The 16,529-nt window shown below is 47.9% G+C and carries 14 protein-coding genes and 1 tRNA gene; 9 read left to right on the forward strand and 6 right to left on the reverse strand.

Annotation, left to right across the window (positions count from 1 at the left end):
- Positions 1-14: 14 nt before the first annotated feature.
- The 4 genes from K7P01_RS00620 to K7P01_RS00635 form a co-directional block, all read right to left on the reverse strand.
- Positions 15-431: a DUF7793 family protein gene (locus tag K7P01_RS00620; RefSeq protein WP_267288767.1), complete on the reverse strand. Its 417-nt coding sequence runs from the start codon at positions 429-431 to the stop codon at positions 15-17.
- Between the two features lie 4 nt (positions 432-435).
- Complete coding sequence (locus K7P01_RS00625; RefSeq protein WP_267288769.1) at positions 436-2,880, reverse strand: aminotransferase class I/II-fold pyridoxal phosphate-dependent enzyme; 2,445 nt, start codon at positions 2,878-2,880, stop codon at positions 436-438.
- A 423-nt stretch (positions 2,881-3,303) separates the two neighbouring features.
- A complete protein-coding gene (locus K7P01_RS00630) occupies positions 3,304-3,735 on the reverse strand; it encodes a response regulator (RefSeq protein WP_267288771.1) in 432 nt (143 codons plus the stop codon).
- A gap of 16 nt (positions 3,736-3,751) precedes the next feature.
- Positions 3,752-5,740, reverse strand: coding sequence for a PAS domain S-box protein (locus K7P01_RS00635; RefSeq protein ID WP_267288773.1), 1,989 nt, complete (start codon positions 5,738-5,740; stop codon positions 3,752-3,754).
- 204 nt (positions 5,741-5,944) lie between these two features.
- Here K7P01_RS00635 and K7P01_RS00640 point away from each other — a divergent pair, with 204 nt between their 5' ends.
- The 3 genes from K7P01_RS00640 (at position 5,945) to K7P01_RS00650 (ending at position 8,921) form a co-directional block, all read left to right on the forward strand.
- Positions 5,945-6,148: an SDR family oxidoreductase gene (locus K7P01_RS00640; RefSeq protein ID WP_317987608.1), complete on the forward strand. Its 204-nt coding sequence runs from the start codon at positions 5,945-5,947 to the stop codon at positions 6,146-6,148.
- A gap of 447 nt (positions 6,149-6,595) precedes the next feature.
- Complete coding sequence (locus tag K7P01_RS00645) at positions 6,596-7,741, forward strand: hypothetical protein (RefSeq protein WP_267288775.1); 1,146 nt, start codon at positions 6,596-6,598, stop codon at positions 7,739-7,741.
- 289 nt (positions 7,742-8,030) lie between these two features.
- Positions 8,031-8,921, forward strand: a complete 891-nt coding sequence (locus K7P01_RS00650) for a toxin-antitoxin system YwqK family antitoxin (RefSeq protein ID WP_267288777.1) — start codon at positions 8,031-8,033, stop codon at positions 8,919-8,921.
- 423 nt (positions 8,922-9,344) lie between these two features.
- On the opposite strand, the gene K7P01_RS00655 is transcribed toward K7P01_RS00650, so the two are convergent.
- Positions 9,345-9,416, reverse strand: a tRNA-Glu gene (locus K7P01_RS00655).
- A 186-nt stretch (positions 9,417-9,602) separates the two neighbouring features.
- Here K7P01_RS00655 and gap point away from each other — a divergent pair.
- From gap to K7P01_RS00685, 6 genes are all read left to right on the forward strand, one after another.
- Entirely contained in the window at positions 9,603-10,601 is a 999-nt protein-coding gene (gap, locus tag K7P01_RS00660) for a type I glyceraldehyde-3-phosphate dehydrogenase (protein WP_267288779.1), read from the forward strand.
- 167 nt (positions 10,602-10,768) lie between these two features.
- Positions 10,769-11,950, forward strand: coding sequence for a tetratricopeptide repeat protein (locus K7P01_RS31985; RefSeq protein ID WP_317987596.1), 1,182 nt, complete (start codon positions 10,769-10,771; stop codon positions 11,948-11,950).
- 110 nt (positions 11,951-12,060) lie between these two features.
- Positions 12,061-12,501, forward strand: coding sequence for a hypothetical protein (locus K7P01_RS00670; protein ID WP_267288781.1), 441 nt, complete (start codon positions 12,061-12,063; stop codon positions 12,499-12,501).
- Positions 12,502-12,505: 4 nt separating this feature from the next.
- Entirely contained in the window at positions 12,506-12,991 is a 486-nt protein-coding gene (locus K7P01_RS00675) for a nuclear transport factor 2 family protein (protein ID WP_267288783.1), read from the forward strand.
- Positions 12,992-13,622: 631 nt separating this feature from the next.
- Entirely contained in the window at positions 13,623-14,807 is a 1,185-nt protein-coding gene (locus tag K7P01_RS00680; RefSeq protein ID WP_267288785.1) for an aspartate aminotransferase family protein, read from the forward strand.
- Between the two features lie 8 nt (positions 14,808-14,815).
- Complete coding sequence (locus K7P01_RS00685; RefSeq protein ID WP_267288787.1) at positions 14,816-15,913, forward strand: AI-2E family transporter; 1,098 nt, start codon at positions 14,816-14,818, stop codon at positions 15,911-15,913.
- Between the two features lie 10 nt (positions 15,914-15,923).
- Here the strand turns inward: K7P01_RS00685 and hslV are convergent, their stop codons facing one another.
- The gene (gene hslV, locus K7P01_RS00690) at positions 15,924-16,460 is read right to left on the reverse strand and encodes an ATP-dependent protease subunit HslV (RefSeq protein WP_254084375.1); all 537 of its coding nucleotides are present in this window, start codon (positions 16,458-16,460) and stop codon (positions 15,924-15,926) included.
- Between the last annotated feature and the right edge of the window lie 69 nt (positions 16,461-16,529).

The raw sequence follows: 16,529 nt of genomic DNA on the forward strand, positions 1-16,529 counted from the left end.
GCATTTCTGTAGCGTTATTTAAGCACAGCGTTTTCCATTTTTATTTTAAGCAACCAATTCAAAGCATCTTGCCTATTGGTAAAGAACCGGGCAGGAATAGCAGGAGTGTTCACTTTCAGATAAAGATTCACCAGAAGTGTTGCCACTACGTTATTGGATAGGAAAGCTCCCCCTAAAAGCCCCTTCAGACCACCGTCTTTACTATTCATAAAATCGCGCGCTTCTTTCGTAGTCGTCTTTAAATTGGTCACGTCTATCAGGGCATATACGGATCTCCCATGGGTGTATGCCAGGCGATCCCGAACTAACTCCCGGGCGATCGTGATATCCATTTCCAGCGCCGGCGCATAATTCCAGAAGATGATCTCCTCATCTACGCCGTTCATCCAAAAAGACGTCGTTTTATACTCTTTGAGGTTATGCCGTTCCATACCTTTATTTTTTAGAATACACGGTTGCTAATAATTCCAGGTTAAAATTATCGTCAGCCTGAATGTAAACACTTTTAGAAACAACATCTACACCAAAACGTTGTTTCTCTATGGCGGCATCCATGCCCATGTAGTGACGGCCGCACGCCAATGCATTTGCCCGCAAAATCGACTGGTATAATGTCTGCCGGTAGCTACCGTGACTAACAACGTACTCATAGTTTAATCCTACCAAAACAATGGCATAGTTATTCTGTGCCGACCGATAACAGAATCCTAACGCGACGACCGGCTCGTTCGCGGCGTATTCGGGTTTTAATTTCAACTGGATAACTTCCCACGACGGATGACGGGCGATATTTTCAAAATATCTACGGGGTAATCCATACGTATTAATAGCAAGGCTTTTACCTTTGACGTTTGAATATAAGCCGTACCATTCGTCGATCCGGCCTTCCTGTTGCTTTTGCTCGCCTGCCAACACGGTGACGTTAAAGAAATGCTTGTTATCCAGAATTTTTCTTCGGAAGTGCCAGCGATTAGGGCCGGATAGTCGCTTCATGAATTCCTCTTCAGTGTGCCATGTGTTTAAATCAGGTACACTATGTGTCTCCGGCATTTCTACTTTAATAAAACCTTCCTGAATTAAAAAATCGGCCATTTCACTGTCCTTGCTATATAAATCCCGGAGTTGAAGCATGCTGGCGCCCGATCGCTGTTTCACCTCATTCATGATGCGGAGCATTTCCAGTAACGCCGTCTTCCACAAGGGGTGACTACGATCCAGAAACAAATGATCTCCCTCGGTGATCAGTGATCCCATCATAATTACCTTTGACGTAAGATAATACTTGTCTTTTTTTCGTACCTCTTCGACCTGCTCTGACACTGACGATGGGGCGATCATATCATCTTTGCAGATTAATTCGGTAAAGAGAGTAGCCAGGACTACCTTGTCAGACAAGTCTTTGATGATGAGGTAATGCAGCTGCCAGTTATTTTCAGCCTCTTCATTGTTACGGAATGTTTCTTCCATAAAGCGGCAACCTTCCCAATCATAATTACATTCGCCCAACAATTTGTTCCATACTTCCGGATCCACCTTTTTGATCGTTGTCTCATGCTGAACATGAAATGTATCTTGTTTATCGACCGATGGCGCGCTGGTGAAATGCTTTTTAGTTTGCGTGAGCGGCGTTTTGAAGCTGGTACTTAGCTTATCCACCGTAATGCCCTCTTCTTCGAGGACCTTTGGAAAATGGTAGTGAAATATCTCCAGTAAATTTTTAATATCCTCGTCCGTATGTCCGTTGGTAATCGGCAACCGCAGTCCGGTACAATTAACAGGCACGCCAGGGAAAATACCTATGTTGGTAAAGTAGCCCTCTTTCAGCAACCGTTTTACCATGTTATAGCCGGTGCGGGGAAGACCGAGGGCAAGATAAAAAATGGGTGAATCGGAAGGAAATACCAACGGAAGATCATATTGATCGATAGTAGCTTTGGTTAGGTCTATTTTATGCTTCAACCTGTTTTGAAGCGTGTAGATTTCTTCAGTTAAGTGAATTTTAGCGCTGGCCACAGAAGCGCCCAGCATGGGAGGCTGTACCGGACCGGAAAAGGTGTACGAGCTTCCACACGTCAGGATCTTGCGCATCATCTCTTTGTCTGACATGACGGTAATACCGCCCCCGGTTCCAAACCCCTTAGCCAGCGAAGTCGTTAGTACCATTTTCGGATGCAGTGGAATTTCGCTGAGCACGTAGCCGTTGCCGTTGTTTCCCTTCCAACTCATGCCGTGTGCGTCGTCGATGTATAAATGAAAATTGTGATACTTTTCCATGAGGTACACAATGTCCTTCAGGGGCGCAAAATCTCCATACATGGAATAAAGCCCATCCGCCATGTACCAGATGCGATTATATTTATTAGGGTTTTCTGCGATCAGGGACTCCAGCATATCCATGCGGTTGTGCTTGATCATCTCTACCCGGGTTCCCTGGGCTTTGGCAAGCTGCGCCGCGAGTTGAACACTACCATGCACCTGGTGATCCAGAATAACAAGATCGTCATTTTGCACAAGAATAGGAATTGCCGCCACGTGGGCAAGTGTTGTTGTGGCCGCCAGTATAGCGGTGTTATTATTAAAGATTTTGTAGAACAGCGACTCCAATTCCTCATAGAGGTGACAGGACGAATAAGCACGCGAAGAAGAATATTGTGTGCCATAGCGAAGGGTCGCATCAATGGCCCCTTGCTTCAGCCGGTCATCCATTTCCAGGCCCAGGTAGCTGCACGATCCGAAGTTCACCACCTGCCTTCCCGCAATAGTCACCTGCCTTCCATTCAAGCTCCCATCTTCAGTAGCTACCTGGAATATTCCGCTCCTGACGCCGTTGGTTAAACACTCGTCAATAGTATTGATAAATTTATTTGTGCTTCGCGGCATATACGGATCCGTTTAATTAACAATGTTTTTTAAGTGTTGATATTACAGGATACTTGAGGGCTTTTCTCGCAAAACAACACTTCCTGTCCTCTTTTGATTGTGTTATGGAATAACGGAAAAGTACCGCGGCTTTGCTACTTTTATTTACAGGAAAGAAGTGTATTCTGTTATCCAGGCAACTACTTGTCGTTGCCTGGATAACTGTCCATATCACACAATTGATTTGTACATCGCGCTAATCCAGCTTTTGCATATAGTTTCTGCAACTATCCTATAAATACAGCAGCCGGCTACAGATCAAACAAGAAGTGTATTTTATGGATTGGCGCTTACATCTTCGCAGTTGAGCTTCCCAAATAATGATCGAAAAGCTGCTGCTGTCCGCTTTACGGATTTTTGATAAGTTCGATCACGAACAACCTGTTATTTATTCAAGAGCATCCAGTATAGGCCTAACTCTGATATTGCTTTCACGAAATTATCAAATTCAACGGGCTTAACAATATAGCTATTAGCGCCCAATTCATAGGCTCTTCGTATATCAGGGTCCTCCGAAGACGACGTTAGTATAACAACCGGAATAATCTTCGTTCGTTCGTCTGATTTTATTCGCTCCAGTACTTCCAATCCGTTTATTCTGGGCATCTTTAAATCCAGCAACACAACTTTGGGCGTGTGCAGGACATTGCGGCCCTCAAAAGTGCCAGTCGCAAAGAGAAAGTCAAGAGCTTCAACGCCGTCGTTGAGATGGAGCAATTTATTGGCGAAACTTTGGTTTCTTAATGCCCGGATCGCCAGCCTGGCATCATCTTCGTTGTCTTCAACCAATAAAATTTCTGCTACAGACTCCGTCATATTGCTTAGATTTTTCCTACATGGATTTATGTAATGAGAAATAAAATGTCGCTCCTTTCCCCATTTCAGCGTTGGCCCAGACCCTGCCGCCATGCCGCGCGATAATTCGTTTGACGAGCGCGAGTCCCACACCGGTACCCTCAAACTCAGCACCCTTGTGCAAGCGTTCAAACACGCCAAAGAGCTTGTCGGAATATTTCATATCGAACCCAACACCATTATCTTTAATGCAATAAACAACTTCTGTTTCTTCATAATAGGAATTGATCTCAATTTCAGGATTGGCTGTCAATCCAGAGTATTTTATTGCATTGGAGAGTAAGTTTAAAAACACCTGGCGGATCAGGTTTTCGTCAGCCCGCACGGGCAATAACGGGTGAACTGTAATTTTAGCTGTAACCGATAGTAACGAGTTTTTCAACTCCTGGAGCGCTGCACCTGCGATCTGAGTCATGTCAACGAAGCTTGCCTGAAGTTCTTTCTTGCCCATTTTTGAAAAGTCCAGTAACGCATCAATAAGCTGCCCCATTTTTTTTGAGTTGTTCAAAACAGAATTCATCATTTCTTTCCCTTCTTCATCAAAGTCTTTTGAATACTCTGACAACAGAATATTTGTGTACCCATGAATAGCCCGGAGGGGTGCCCGCAGATCGTGCGCAACGGAATACGAAAATGCTTCCAACTCTTTGTTTGCAAACTCCAGCTGGATGGTACGGTCTTTCACCTTCATTTCAAGCGTTTCATTTAAACGGTATATTTCTTCTTCCGCTTTTTTCCGCTCGGTAATATCCATGATATAGGCGACGCTTTTGTCTGTATTATTACCATCGATCGACGCCGCACAAAGGAGCACGGGGATTCGGCTTCCATCTTTTCGTATATATTCCTTTTCAAACGGCTGAGACGTACCGGTCAACTCAATTTGTTTCAATGCAATTTGATCAAGATAAGCATATTCCGGAGGTGTCATATTTACCCAATGCACGCGGCCTTCCGCAAGGTCCTCTCTTGTATAGCCAATCATGTCAAGAAAAAAATCATTCGCTTCAATAATATTCCCTTTTGAATCACAAAACAGGAACCCGATTATCTTCGAATCAAATATCTTTCGAAAGCGCATCTCGCTTCGCCGGAGCGCTTCCACTCCTGTTTCGCGCCCCGTAATATCCGACTGGATGGCGATGTGCTGATACGGCTTCCGTTCATCATTCAGAAACGGAATGATGGTTGTATCTACCCAATAAATCGTACCATCCTTTGCTTTATTCTTAAAATCACCTCTCCATATTTTTCCCTCCGAAATCGTTACCCAAAGACCTCTTATGAACTCCGCTGAGTGATGCCCCGAATTAATAATGCGGTGATTCTGTCCTACCAACTCTCCACTATTGTATTTTGCTATTTTGCAAAAATTCTCATTTGCGTATTTGATTGTCCCTTGTTGATCGGTAATCGTTACGATGGATGATTCATCCAGCGCGTATTTGTAATCGGAAATCATTTTAAGGCTTTTCTGCAACTCTAATGTTCGCGCATCAACAAGCTGTTCCAGCATAACATTTAGGTTCCTCATTTCCTCCTCTACTTTCATTCTTCGTGTTATTTCAATTTGTAGCTCATTCTGTGAACGCAAAGAGAATGCGATGGGGAGAAATTTTATTAAGTAATAGACTGTCGTCCAACTTAACAGCGCCGTTATAAACCGTACCAGGGCACTGAGACGATAATAGGGTTGCCAAAAGGCTACTGCATCTAAGAAATGTGTAGCGCCGCAGGCTAATATGAACGCTGCAAACAAAATGTACAATTTCAAAAACTGGGTATCATTCTTTCGTGTGATGTACTTGATGATTACTAATGGAATTGAGAAATAGGCAGACCAAATCAACAGGTCGCTTATAAGATAAAGCCAGCCGTGAAATTCAGTCCAACGCCCACAATGCCAACGCGGCGGCCAATCAGAACTATCAAATAGCTTCTCAAAAAAGAACAATATCTGATCCATTTTTTACACTTTTTAAAAATTCTCAAAGGAAGCGGTACGCTACACGAATAGTGCTTAGAATGAACGTTAGCGACCTATACAAACAACAGTGGGACAACGGAACGAGTATTAGTCCGCATGGTAAGGAACGGGCAATAATAATGTACTCATTTTTTTTTAGAACACAACAAAAAAGTCCACCAACATGCGAACGCTTGAACGTTTATTAGCAATACACCGCTTGGTCGTAGAGGTCAGCCCGAAGATATTGCGAAGGCTACCGTATTTCTTGCTTCCGATGATGCCGCGTGGATTACAGGAGAGCAAATTTCCGTTTCGGGTGGCATGGGGGGATATACGAAAACAATTTTGATAGATTCGAAGTTATCTTCGACAACCTACAATCACATACTACAAGCTCTCGATTAAAAAAATATCCGATCAAACTGTTTTACGACACAGAGAACTAAGAAAGACAATTAGATCGACCAAGAAGGTCACTTGCATTGCAAGGGATAAGAAAAATAAAGTGTTCAGTGTAGTGTTTTCAATTCGCTGGTGGTTACTTCTGTCGGGGGGATTCGAATGAACAACGTTTCCGCTTCGGTAACCTTTTCTCTTTGCCCACGAAGCATATGCGCAATTGCGCTTCGCCGTACCGATGTGCCCAATCCTAATCTTTTTTAATACTGGTTGTTGTAGGGGCTCCATGCAAACGTATAGATGACACGTTACAAAAGGAGGTAACAAAAAAGTAATCCAACGTATTTCAGTACCTTCAGAGGATTTCACCAGCGCGTCGAATCAACCCATTTTAGAAAAATCTGTAAACATCTATAAGACACTTTAACGGAAAGACTACTAACAATTTATTTTATGAAAAAAACCAGACTCCTCTTTTTTGCAGCTCTTGCCACCGCAGCATTTAATTTTTCGTCCTGCAGCGATGACGACAAGCCTACCTTTAACATTCCGACAACGGACATCGATGGCGATGCGTACACCATGGGTGGCGATTTGCGTCTGCTGTACTCCATAGACAATGGAGCAAATTACAGCACTACCGTACCTACCAACATCGGAAAGGACGTCCACGTGCTCGTGAAACTGAACAATGGCACGACGGATTTGACGACAGATGATTTTGACATCGATTGGACAGGATCTTCACCAGCCCCCACGGTCGCTGAAAGTGGTGTAGCCGAATTTGTTGCCAGTACAAACATCGCGGTGCAGGTAAGCGTAACGGACAAAATGACACTGGTCACCAGCCATCGCGCGAATGGCAAATTTTTCGCTGTAAATACGACCACCGGTGCATTGACAGAATCGTTTACGCCAATGTACGCCGACGCAGCCCTTACCGGTGTAAGAGGATTTGTTTACCATTATAAAAAAGGCCTGTATTATGCCAGCCTCAACACCGATAAGGGTGGATACCTGTACACGATCAACCCATCGACGAAAGCCGCTACGCGAATCAACGAGAACGACGGTGCGAACGGTGCAGAAGTTTGGGACGCCGTCGTGAACTGGGCTGTTGCCGCGGACGATAGCCTGATTGCCATTGGTGATTTCAATGGAGACGGAAATGGCGTAGTGAAATTTGGCACCGACGGCGGCCGCTCTACAAAAACCGCAGAAGCCGATATTTGCTGTGCCCTGGGTATGCTCTACGATGCCACTGCTGGCGAATTCCAGATTGCCAACGGCGAGAACGCCAACGAAGGTGAAGTGATCATTGACCGGGTAACAAACGCAGGTGTGTTTGTGGGCGAATCGGTGACAATGAGCCTGGCAGGTTTTTCTGACGATTTTTCCGGGGACTACATTTATTTGAGAACGATGGCGAAAAGCCCGACAGGCGAGGTGTATGGCACATTGTATAGTGCGGAATTTAAGAAGACCTACTTCGTGAAGATCAATATTGCTTCCGCTACTGTTACCTATGTGACTACGTTAGGCGAAAACAATGAAAACCAGTACAACTCCCTGGCGTTCATTCCGAACTACACGTTATAACGCACGCAATAACCGCAAAAGAAAAGAGGCTGCTCAGGCATCCTCTTTTTCTTTTTTCAGAGGCTCGTCACCCTCCACTGAGGCCGAAAGATGGACTCACCGATAAGATCTTAAAGTTGACTGCCCGTTGCTATTGTCCGACCAAATTGTTTACCATTTTTTTGCATCGAGCCACATTCAGCAGGGCCGATTGAAAAAATCAATACAATTAATTTATTTCTCTGAAACCAGGGGCACCAAATTTCAACTTTGCCCGCTAATTTGCGCACACCTATTTAGGAACTGACGAATGAACAATACAATCAGAGGAGGAGCAATTTTGCTCGCGCTCATCACCACATCGGTTACAGCACAACAACCTCGGTATACTGCTAAATCGCTTATAACCTCAAACGATGGAGCCTTTAAAGATTTAAACACCACCCGGAGGAACGGGAAAACTGTTGCCGAAAAAGATGGGAAAGCGATATCCTATATTGAGGCAACTACGACTTTACGCGATATTGATGATGACAATGCCAGGCTCATAAAGATTTCAGGTCGTTTTTTGTTGTGTTTTGAAGGCACCTGGAAAAATGGTAAAAAGGAGGGACAGTTTAATGTGTATGTAATTGATAGCCTCAATCATCAACACCGTTACAAAATCTGGGAGCAGCAATATAAAAACAACCGGCTTAACGGTGCGTGGCGGCTGTATACACTACGTGGCACACTGGCGTCGCTACAAACATATGAAAATGACAGCTTGAAGGGCATTTTGCGTGAATATGGTATTCATGGAGAAATTCTGGATGAAAAGGAATTTCTAGGAAGCGCACGTGAATATGTAGAACATCATTTTTATCCGGATGGGAAAATAAAAAAAACAATAACCATCCGACATGGCGTTCGCGATGGCATCGCGCGCGAGTATTATGAGGACGGTAAGGTGATGGAAGAAGTGAACTTTAAAGACGACAAGTTTGACGGTATCAGGAAATATTTTTACCCGAATGGACAACTTTGGATCGAAGAGGTAAACAAAAATGGCCTTTCCTGGGAGGTAGTTTCCAACTTCACGGAGAAAGGCGAACGTCGAAACGCCGGTACGTTACGCGAGGGGAACGGTACCATCATCTATTATAATGACGATGGCAGCATACGGGAGGTCTCTACCATCGTAAATGGCGTGGAACAATAGTTGGATCCATATCCGATATCGCTAAACTATCGGGTGTATTTAGTTGCAATGTTCTCGCTCATCTAAAATACGGTACTGCAATCGATAGCACTACGTCTCTCCCACCCAACCTCCACACGCAAACAATGCTTGCTTGTCGTCACGAATGGCTTCGTGAATATACTTTCGTTACAGGAACTATACCCGCATCAATATCCTTATATACCTGACGGAACAGAAGTAAAAACCTGACATAACAAACTGAAACGCACTGCTACTTTCGGAGTGGTCGAAAGGTACAGACACAAAAAAACCTGAGCTTTTTTTAACTCAGGCCTTAGGATGGACCTACTGCAAGATATTAGCGTGAGTGTCAGTGTGAGAGCGAAGAAAAAAACAGAGCGAGTATGTTCGCTTCCGCTCTCACACTCGCTCTGTTTTTTGTAGTCCGTACGGGAATCGAACCCGTGTTACCAGAATGAAAATCTGGTGTCCTAACCCCTAGACGAACGGACCGTATTGGGTAGTGTTTTGTGTGTGGCCTTTTGGGGTTTCTCTCAAAAGGTGTGCAAAGATAGGGTTGTGATTTTGATTTGCAAACCGGTGCACAAAAAAAAATGTAAAACACAATTTTATTTCATAGGTTTTCGGTAACAGGTCTTTTATTTTTGGCTTCCGAAATTTTAACAAAACAACAGAACAATGACTAAAGTAGGTATTAACGGTTTCGGCCGTATTGGTCGCCTGGCTTTCAGAGCTGCTATTAATCGTAAGGATATTGAGATCGTTGGCATCAACGACCTCGTGGAGCCAGACTACATGGCGTACATGCTGAAGTATGATTCTACCCACGGCAAATTCGACGGCACGGTAGAAGTAAAAGATGGCAACCTCGTGGTAAACGGAAAGAAAATCCGTGTTACAGCGGAGAAAGATCCTTCCAACCTGAAGTGGTCTGAGATCGGTGCTGAAATCGTAATCGAATCTACTGGTCTGTTCCTCACCCAAGCTGATGGCCAAAAGCACATCGCCGCCGGTGCTAAGAAAGTTGTTTTCTCTGCTCCTGCAAAAGACGACACCCCGACCTTCGTTATGGGTGTTAACCATAAAAAACTCACTGCCCAGCACACGATCGTATCGAACGCTTCGTGTACAACCAACTGTCTGGCACCGCTGGCCAAAGTCCTCAACGATAAATTCGGTATTGTCGAGGGTCTGATGACCACTGTGCACGCTGTTACGGCTACGCAGAAGACTGTCGACGGCCCGTCTGCAAAAGACTGGAGAGGTGGTCGTGGCGCGTACCAAAACATCATCCCTTCTTCTACAGGTGCTGCTAAAGCTGTATCGCTGGTAATCCCTGAGCTGAAAGGTAAACTGACCGGTATGTCGTTCCGCGTGCCGGTAGCCGACGTATCGGTTGTCGATCTGGTTGTACGCCTCGAAAAACCCGCTTCTTACGAGCAAATCAAAACTGCGATGAAAGAAGCGTCTGAAGGCGAGCTGAAAGGCATCCTCGGTTACACCGAAGACGATGTTGTTTCACAAGACTTCCTGGGTGACGCACGCACGTCTATCTTCGATGCCAAAGCCGGTATCGCCCTGAATGACAACTTCGTAAAAGTTGTATCGTGGTACGACAACGAGTGGGGTTATTCAAACAAGCTGATCGACCTCGTTCAAGAGCTTGCTAAGATCTAAGCGATCGCATTCAATATCCCAGTGAAACCCCGGCCGTAACGCCGGGGTTTCTTTTTTTAGCCCCGATACAGGCCTCTTCCCCTAAAAAACTCAAAAAAAACGCTTTCCTCCACGTCAAAAACACCCTCAAAATCCGTTATAGGAAGTAGAGCACCCGACTGTATGCAATGGCCAATTACTACGAAGTACTAGGTGTAAGTGTGTCCGCCGACGCCACCGAAATCCGGATGGCCTATAAGCGTCTGGCCATGCAGTACCACCCCGACCGGAACGCGGGTGATAAAAATGCGGAGGAGATCTTCAAGCAGATCAACGAAGCCTACCACGTACTCTCCGACCCGCTCAAAAAAGCACGCTATGATCACCGCTTCTACGACCCGGTTCCGCTACCACACGCCGAGACGCTTCGCGACCGTAACATGCGCCGCTATCGTCAGTGGCAGCAGGCCCGTCAGAAAGAATATACCCTTGGCAAGGAATACTTCCGCATACAAGGCCTGGCCTTCCTGGTCTTTATTGTCATTGCCGGCTTCTGCTTCGCCGTGGTCCACACGGCATATTACTTCATGGAACAAAAGCGGCTGGCGCGGTGGCGTGAGAACAGCGTTCAGCTCCAGAAGGTCAACACCCTCTTCGCCACCGGCAAGTTTAACGAGGCCTTTGCGTTGGTACGTGTGCTGAAAGACAAAGACCCCTTCGATTATCGCTTTCTGTTTGCCCACGACAGCCTCACGGGTGCGCTGGATAAACTGGCTGAGGCCGAATATGAAAAGCAGGACTTCGCCGCGGCCGTGTCATACTACCTCGTACTGAAGAACCATCAGAATCCCGTCGAGTTTCAAACCCTCGAGCGCCTGGCCTTATGCCAATATTACCTGGGCAACTTCCGGGAGTCGCTTCAAGCGTTAAAGCACTTGCACAATCAACAACCGCGCAACCTCGAGCTGGTCTACCGCATCGGCATGATCCACCTGGAGAAGCTGGAAGAACCGGAACAGGCCCTGCAATACCTCGACCTCGGCAAGCGGCTGTTCAAGGAGAACCTCAGTGAAGTGTACGGCGAGGCATTTATGTTCGCCATGGATCCCGCGGACGCGCCTGACATTTATTACAACATTTTCGAAGCCCGCGCCCGTACACACCTGCGGTTGAAAAAATACGACGAGGTACGCAACGACTGCAACTGGGCCAGCTACCTCCGCCCCATGCGATCCGATCCCTATAGGCTGCTGGTAGAAGCCGGCCAGGCCGGCGGCCATTGGCCTACCCTGTGCGATGATCTGCGTCCTGCCCGGAAGCTGGACGACCCTGCCCTCCGGACCCTGATCCGTAAACACTGCAGTCTCTGAGCGACAAGGCATGGATTTTTAAAGAAAAATCCCGGCCCGCATACTTCACAACAAACGTTTTTTACGATCTTTCAAACCTCGCACCTGGCGGGAAACCCTTAAAGACCCCTATGAAAATCCAATATCTTGATCGAGAACACCTTTTATCGGTAAAGAATAGCTATTTCAATATCCTGGCGCTGTTCCTCGGACAGTCCAAGATTGAGAGCCGCTTTCTCCGCTGCCTGCTCAAATGGGGCTTTCAGCTGCACCTGAACCCGGAGGACCTGACCAAGGCCAACATCGATCTCACGCACCTGCAATTCGCAGACCCCGGCGACAAAGTGTCTAAGCTGGAAGCCATTTATCACCTGGTATACATGATCTACCTCGACGAAGTAGTGGAAGATGTGGAGCTGGAAGTAGCGACCATCTATGCCGAGCAGCTCGGCTTCCGCGCATCCGTGGTAAGCGACCTGTTCAAGTCCATTGCCACGGCTACCTACGACGACAAGAATGAACGCAACGTGCGCCAGGAAGTACTGGACTTTCTGAAACTGTACGAGATTTAACGCCATGCCCCGCCATACGATCCTTTTAGCGTTGACAGTGTTGTTTGCAACGCCCCGCCTGCTGGCACAAGGCGAGCATGCCGACATTCATGCGTTTCTGGATCAATGGCATTGCGCGGCTACCGAAGCCCGCGCCGACGCATTCTTCGGCAGCATGAGCGAAAACAGCATCTACATCGGTACGGACGCTACCGAACGGTGGACCAAAACCGAGTTTATAAAATTCGCCAGGCCATACTTCGATCTGGGCCGGGCGTGGGAATTTATTCCGTACGATCGCGATGTGCACGTAACAGCCGACGGAAGCTATGTATGGTTTTCCGAACTTTTAACAACCTGGATGGGTGTGTGCCGCGGTTCCGGCATGCTTCATAAAACAAAGGCAGGGTGGAAGATCGAGCAGTACCACCTTTCTGTTACCGTTCCCAATGCACTTATAAAGGATTTCATCGGCCTGGTCCAAAAATCTACGCTTCAACGAAAACAGTAATCACAACTCGTTTTCATCGCAGGGGGCTAGTTGCCAATCAGTAAACAAAGCTACCAATGTATGGTTTCACCGATCTTTCGGTGGCAATCAGGGGGTGTTTTTGACGAATTTTGAATCATCAATCACAATCAATTAACCCTTGGTATGCCATACATGAAGAATCTTGATTTCAGCAGGGACATTGCCAATGCAAGGGTCTCCTCGCGCTTAAAACAGGTTTTAGTACTGGTAGCCGCTATCCTGATCGGAATGGTGATATCAGTGTCCGTGAACGCAGCTTAATAAAAGACCATTTTTTAATATAACCGATTCCATTTTTTAAGGTTTATCTTTTAGTTTCTAAGAACCCCGCCGCCGGGGTTTTATTTTTTTCAGGTAGTCGGTCGTCGATCGACCACCCTGAAATAAATAAACAGTGTGAGTGTGAAGCGTGAGAGCGTTCAGGGGGTCGGTTTTGGCGGCGGTGGGTTGCGAGGGCCACGGGTTACTACGTTACCGTTTGGCAGTCGGGAGACTGCCCCCATACTGGGCACATTCCGATAGCTATCGGAACGCCCTCCCTTCGGTCGGAAGACTTGCGCCAGATGCGCTGGCGACACGACGGACACGATACTTTTTCTACTTTTGCGCCATGGATTTTGACCCGAAGATCTTCCTGGGGAATATGGCCCAGACTACCGATGCTCCTTACCTCATCAGCGTAGAACGTGCTGAAGGCATTTATCTCTATTCGCCTGACGGCAAACGCTACACGGATCTGATCGCGGGTATTGGCGTGAGCAACATCGGTCATCGCCATCCGGCCGTTGTGAAGGCTATTAAGGACCAGGTTGATAAACATTTACACGTCATGGTGTACGGTGAGTTTATTCAGGCGGCACCAAACCGGTTGGCGGCAAAGCTGGCGTCGTTGCTTCCCCCCAGCCTGAACTGTAGCTATTTTGTCAATTCGGGCACCGAGGCCAACGAGGGAGCCTTGAAACTAGCCAAACGTTACACAGGCCGTACGGAGATCGTATCCTTCCGGAAGTCCTATCACGGCAGCACTCATGGGTCCATGAGTGTTTCGGGCAACGAGGTTAAGAAACAGGCTTTCCGCCCCCTCCTGCCGGATGTGTCATTCATCCATTTTAATGTGATGGAAGACCTGGCCCATATTACCGAACGCACCGCGTGTGTCATTGTAGAGACTATTCAGGGCGACGCTGGCGTGCGTGTGCCCGACAGGGCCTACATGCAGGCCCTGCGCAAGCGATGCAACGAGACGGGCGCCTTGCTCATTCTGGACGAGATCCAATGCGGCATGGGCCGTACGGGCAAGCTCTTTGCCTTCGAGCACTTTGGCATCGTGCCGGACATCCTCACCACAGCCAAGGCCTTTGGCGGCGGGCTGCCGATCGGCGCCTTTATCTCCTCGCGCGAGATTATGCAATGCCTCACCCACGACCCCATGCTGGGCCATATCACCACCTTCGGCGGCAACCCCGTCTGCTGTGCCGCCGCGCTGGCTACGCTGGAGGTGATCGAGCAGGAAAACCTCCTCGCCGCTGTCGAGGCCAAGGGCCAGCTGTTCGAACAGTTACTGGTGCATCCGGCCATTCGCGAAGTACGGCGCATCGGGTTGATGTTCGCTATCGACTTCGACTCCGCCGAACGCGTATCGGAGATCGTACTGCGCGGCAAAGAGATCGGTGTAATTACCTACTGGTTTCTGTCGCACCCCTATAGCTTTCGCATTGCGCCGCCGCTTACCATTACGGAAGCGGAAATTAAAGAATCGTGCAGCGCCATTTTGCAGGCCATCGGGAATCCGTAACTTCGGGCATGCACGACCCTCAACGCCCGTTCGACCGCCTCGACTATATCTATAAGCTTTTCGTTGTCATTGCCCTTACGCTGGTCGCGATGGTGTGGGCTGCCGACGTCATTATACCCTTCGCATTTGCGGGTATCATCTCCGTGGTAATGCAGCCGCTTGTCAAACGGCTTGAGGCCCGCAGGGTCGCACCGACGCTGGCCATCTCGCTCGTATTGCTCATGACCATTGTCGTGCTGGGGCTTTTGATCTGGCTGATGGTGGGACAAATCATGGGCCTGGTGGCCGACCTGCCAAACTTGCAAACCAAGCTCGAGGCCTTTATAAACCAGACCAGCAGTACATTGCGCGAGTTCGGCATCAGCACCGTGGACCAAAACAAAATGGTAGCCGATGCCATGAGCACCGTGAGCACATTCCTGGCCGCCATTGTGCTATCCACCACCAACGTGCTTTCGGCGCTCGTGCAGATTCCGATTTATATTTTCCTGTTGCTGATCTACCGTGACAAATTCCAGGCATTCTTCCTCGCGTTGCTGCCGGGTCGGGAGCTCGGATGGAAAAAAGATGTGGAGCGCGTTATTCAGGGATATATATCCGGGTTGTTCCTGGTCACGATGATCATCGCCGCGCTGAATACCATCGGCTTGCTGATCGTGGGCATTGATCACGCCATCTTCTTTGGCATACTTTCCGGTGTTCTCACCATCATCCCTTACGTCGGCATCATCATCGGTGCCGTCTTTCCCATCGTGATGGCCCTGATCACGAAAGACAGCGCCTGGTACGCCATCGGGGTGATCATTGTGTTTACGATTGTGCAGTTTCTGGAAGGTAATTTTATCACACCGCGTATTACCGGCTCGAAGGTCAGCATTAATGCGCTGGCGGCGATCATCGCCTTGCTCATTGGCGGCAAAGTGTTGGGCATTGCAGGCATGATCCTGGCCGTGCCGGGCATCGGCCTGGTCAAGATCCTGCTGACGTATAGCCATCATCTGAAGCCGTTTGTGATCTTACTGGAAGATACGCCAACTCAAAAAGAGCTTCCCCCCGACCCCGAACAACCATCGCCGGAAGATCCCTCTACCGTTTCACCCTCCTAACGACTACGCGTCAGAGTTTTTCGATCACCAGGTTGTGGTTGGTATAGATACAGATATCGGCCGCAATGTTGAGGCTTTCGCGTACGATCTCTTCGGCCGTCAAATGGGTAGCATGCTTTTTAAGCGCCAATGCTGCCGACTGCGCGTACATCGAGCCCGACCCGATAGCAGCGACCTGGTGGTCGGGTTCCAGTACGTCGCCCGTGCCCGACAGCACCAGCAGCTCGTCTTTGTTCACGGTAATCAGCATGGCCTCCAACCGGCGCAGGTAACGGTCCATGCGCCAGTCCTTGGCCAGCTCGATGGCCGCACGCTTCATGTTGCCGCCGTGGGCGTTGAGCTTCTCTTCAAACCGTTCGATGAGGGTGAACGCATCTGCCGTAGACCCTGCAAACCCCGCGAGGATTTTGCCGTCTTGTAACTTGCGGATCTTCCGCACATTGCTCTTGGCTATATAATTTCCCATCGTCGCCTGGCCGTCGCCACCGATGGCTACCTGTCCGTTGTGTTGTACGGCCAGGATGGTCGTTGCATGAATTTTTTCCATGGTTGCTGTGATACCGTAAAAATAAAATCCCCCTCCGTAGCACGGAGAGGGAGTATAAAGATTGTTGTG

The organism is Parachryseolinea silvisoli (genome assembly GCF_021190955.1).
GTDB lineage: Bacteria > Bacteroidota > Bacteroidia > Cytophagales > Cyclobacteriaceae > Ohtaekwangia > Ohtaekwangia silvisoli.

Excerpts from the sequence above, each read along its gene's own strand:
- gap (WP_267288779.1), top strand. The coding sequence starts at position 9,603 with ATGACTAAAGTAGGTATTAACGGTTTCGGCCGTATTGGTCGCCTGGCT.
- K7P01_RS00625 (WP_267288769.1), bottom strand. The coding sequence starts at position 2,880 with ATGCCGCGAAGCACAAATAAATTTATCAATACTATTGACGAGTGTTTA.
- K7P01_RS00630 (WP_267288771.1), bottom strand. The coding sequence starts at position 3,735 with ATGACGGAGTCTGTAGCAGAAATTTTATTGGTTGAAGACAACGAAGAT.
- K7P01_RS31985 (WP_317987596.1), top strand. The coding sequence starts at position 10,769 with ATGGCCAATTACTACGAAGTACTAGGTGTAAGTGTGTCCGCCGACGCC.
- K7P01_RS00645 (WP_267288775.1), top strand. The coding sequence starts at position 6,596 with ATGAAAAAAACCAGACTCCTCTTTTTTGCAGCTCTTGCCACCGCAGCA.
- K7P01_RS00685 (WP_267288787.1), top strand. The coding sequence starts at position 14,816 with ATGCACGACCCTCAACGCCCGTTCGACCGCCTCGACTATATCTATAAG.
- K7P01_RS00650 (WP_267288777.1), top strand. The coding sequence starts at position 8,031 with ATGAACAATACAATCAGAGGAGGAGCAATTTTGCTCGCGCTCATCACC.
- K7P01_RS00680 (WP_267288785.1), top strand. The coding sequence starts at position 13,623 with ATGGATTTTGACCCGAAGATCTTCCTGGGGAATATGGCCCAGACTACC.
- K7P01_RS00675 (WP_267288783.1), top strand. The coding sequence starts at position 12,506 with ATGCCCCGCCATACGATCCTTTTAGCGTTGACAGTGTTGTTTGCAACG.
- K7P01_RS00620 (WP_267288767.1), bottom strand. The coding sequence starts at position 431 with ATGGAACGGCATAACCTCAAAGAGTATAAAACGACGTCTTTTTGGATG.
- K7P01_RS00635 (WP_267288773.1), bottom strand. The coding sequence starts at position 5,740 with ATGGATCAGATATTGTTCTTTTTTGAGAAGCTATTTGATAGTTCTGAT.
- K7P01_RS00670 (WP_267288781.1), top strand. The coding sequence starts at position 12,061 with ATGAAAATCCAATATCTTGATCGAGAACACCTTTTATCGGTAAAGAAT.
- hslV (WP_254084375.1), bottom strand. The coding sequence starts at position 16,460 with ATGGAAAAAATTCATGCAACGACCATCCTGGCCGTACAACACAACGGA.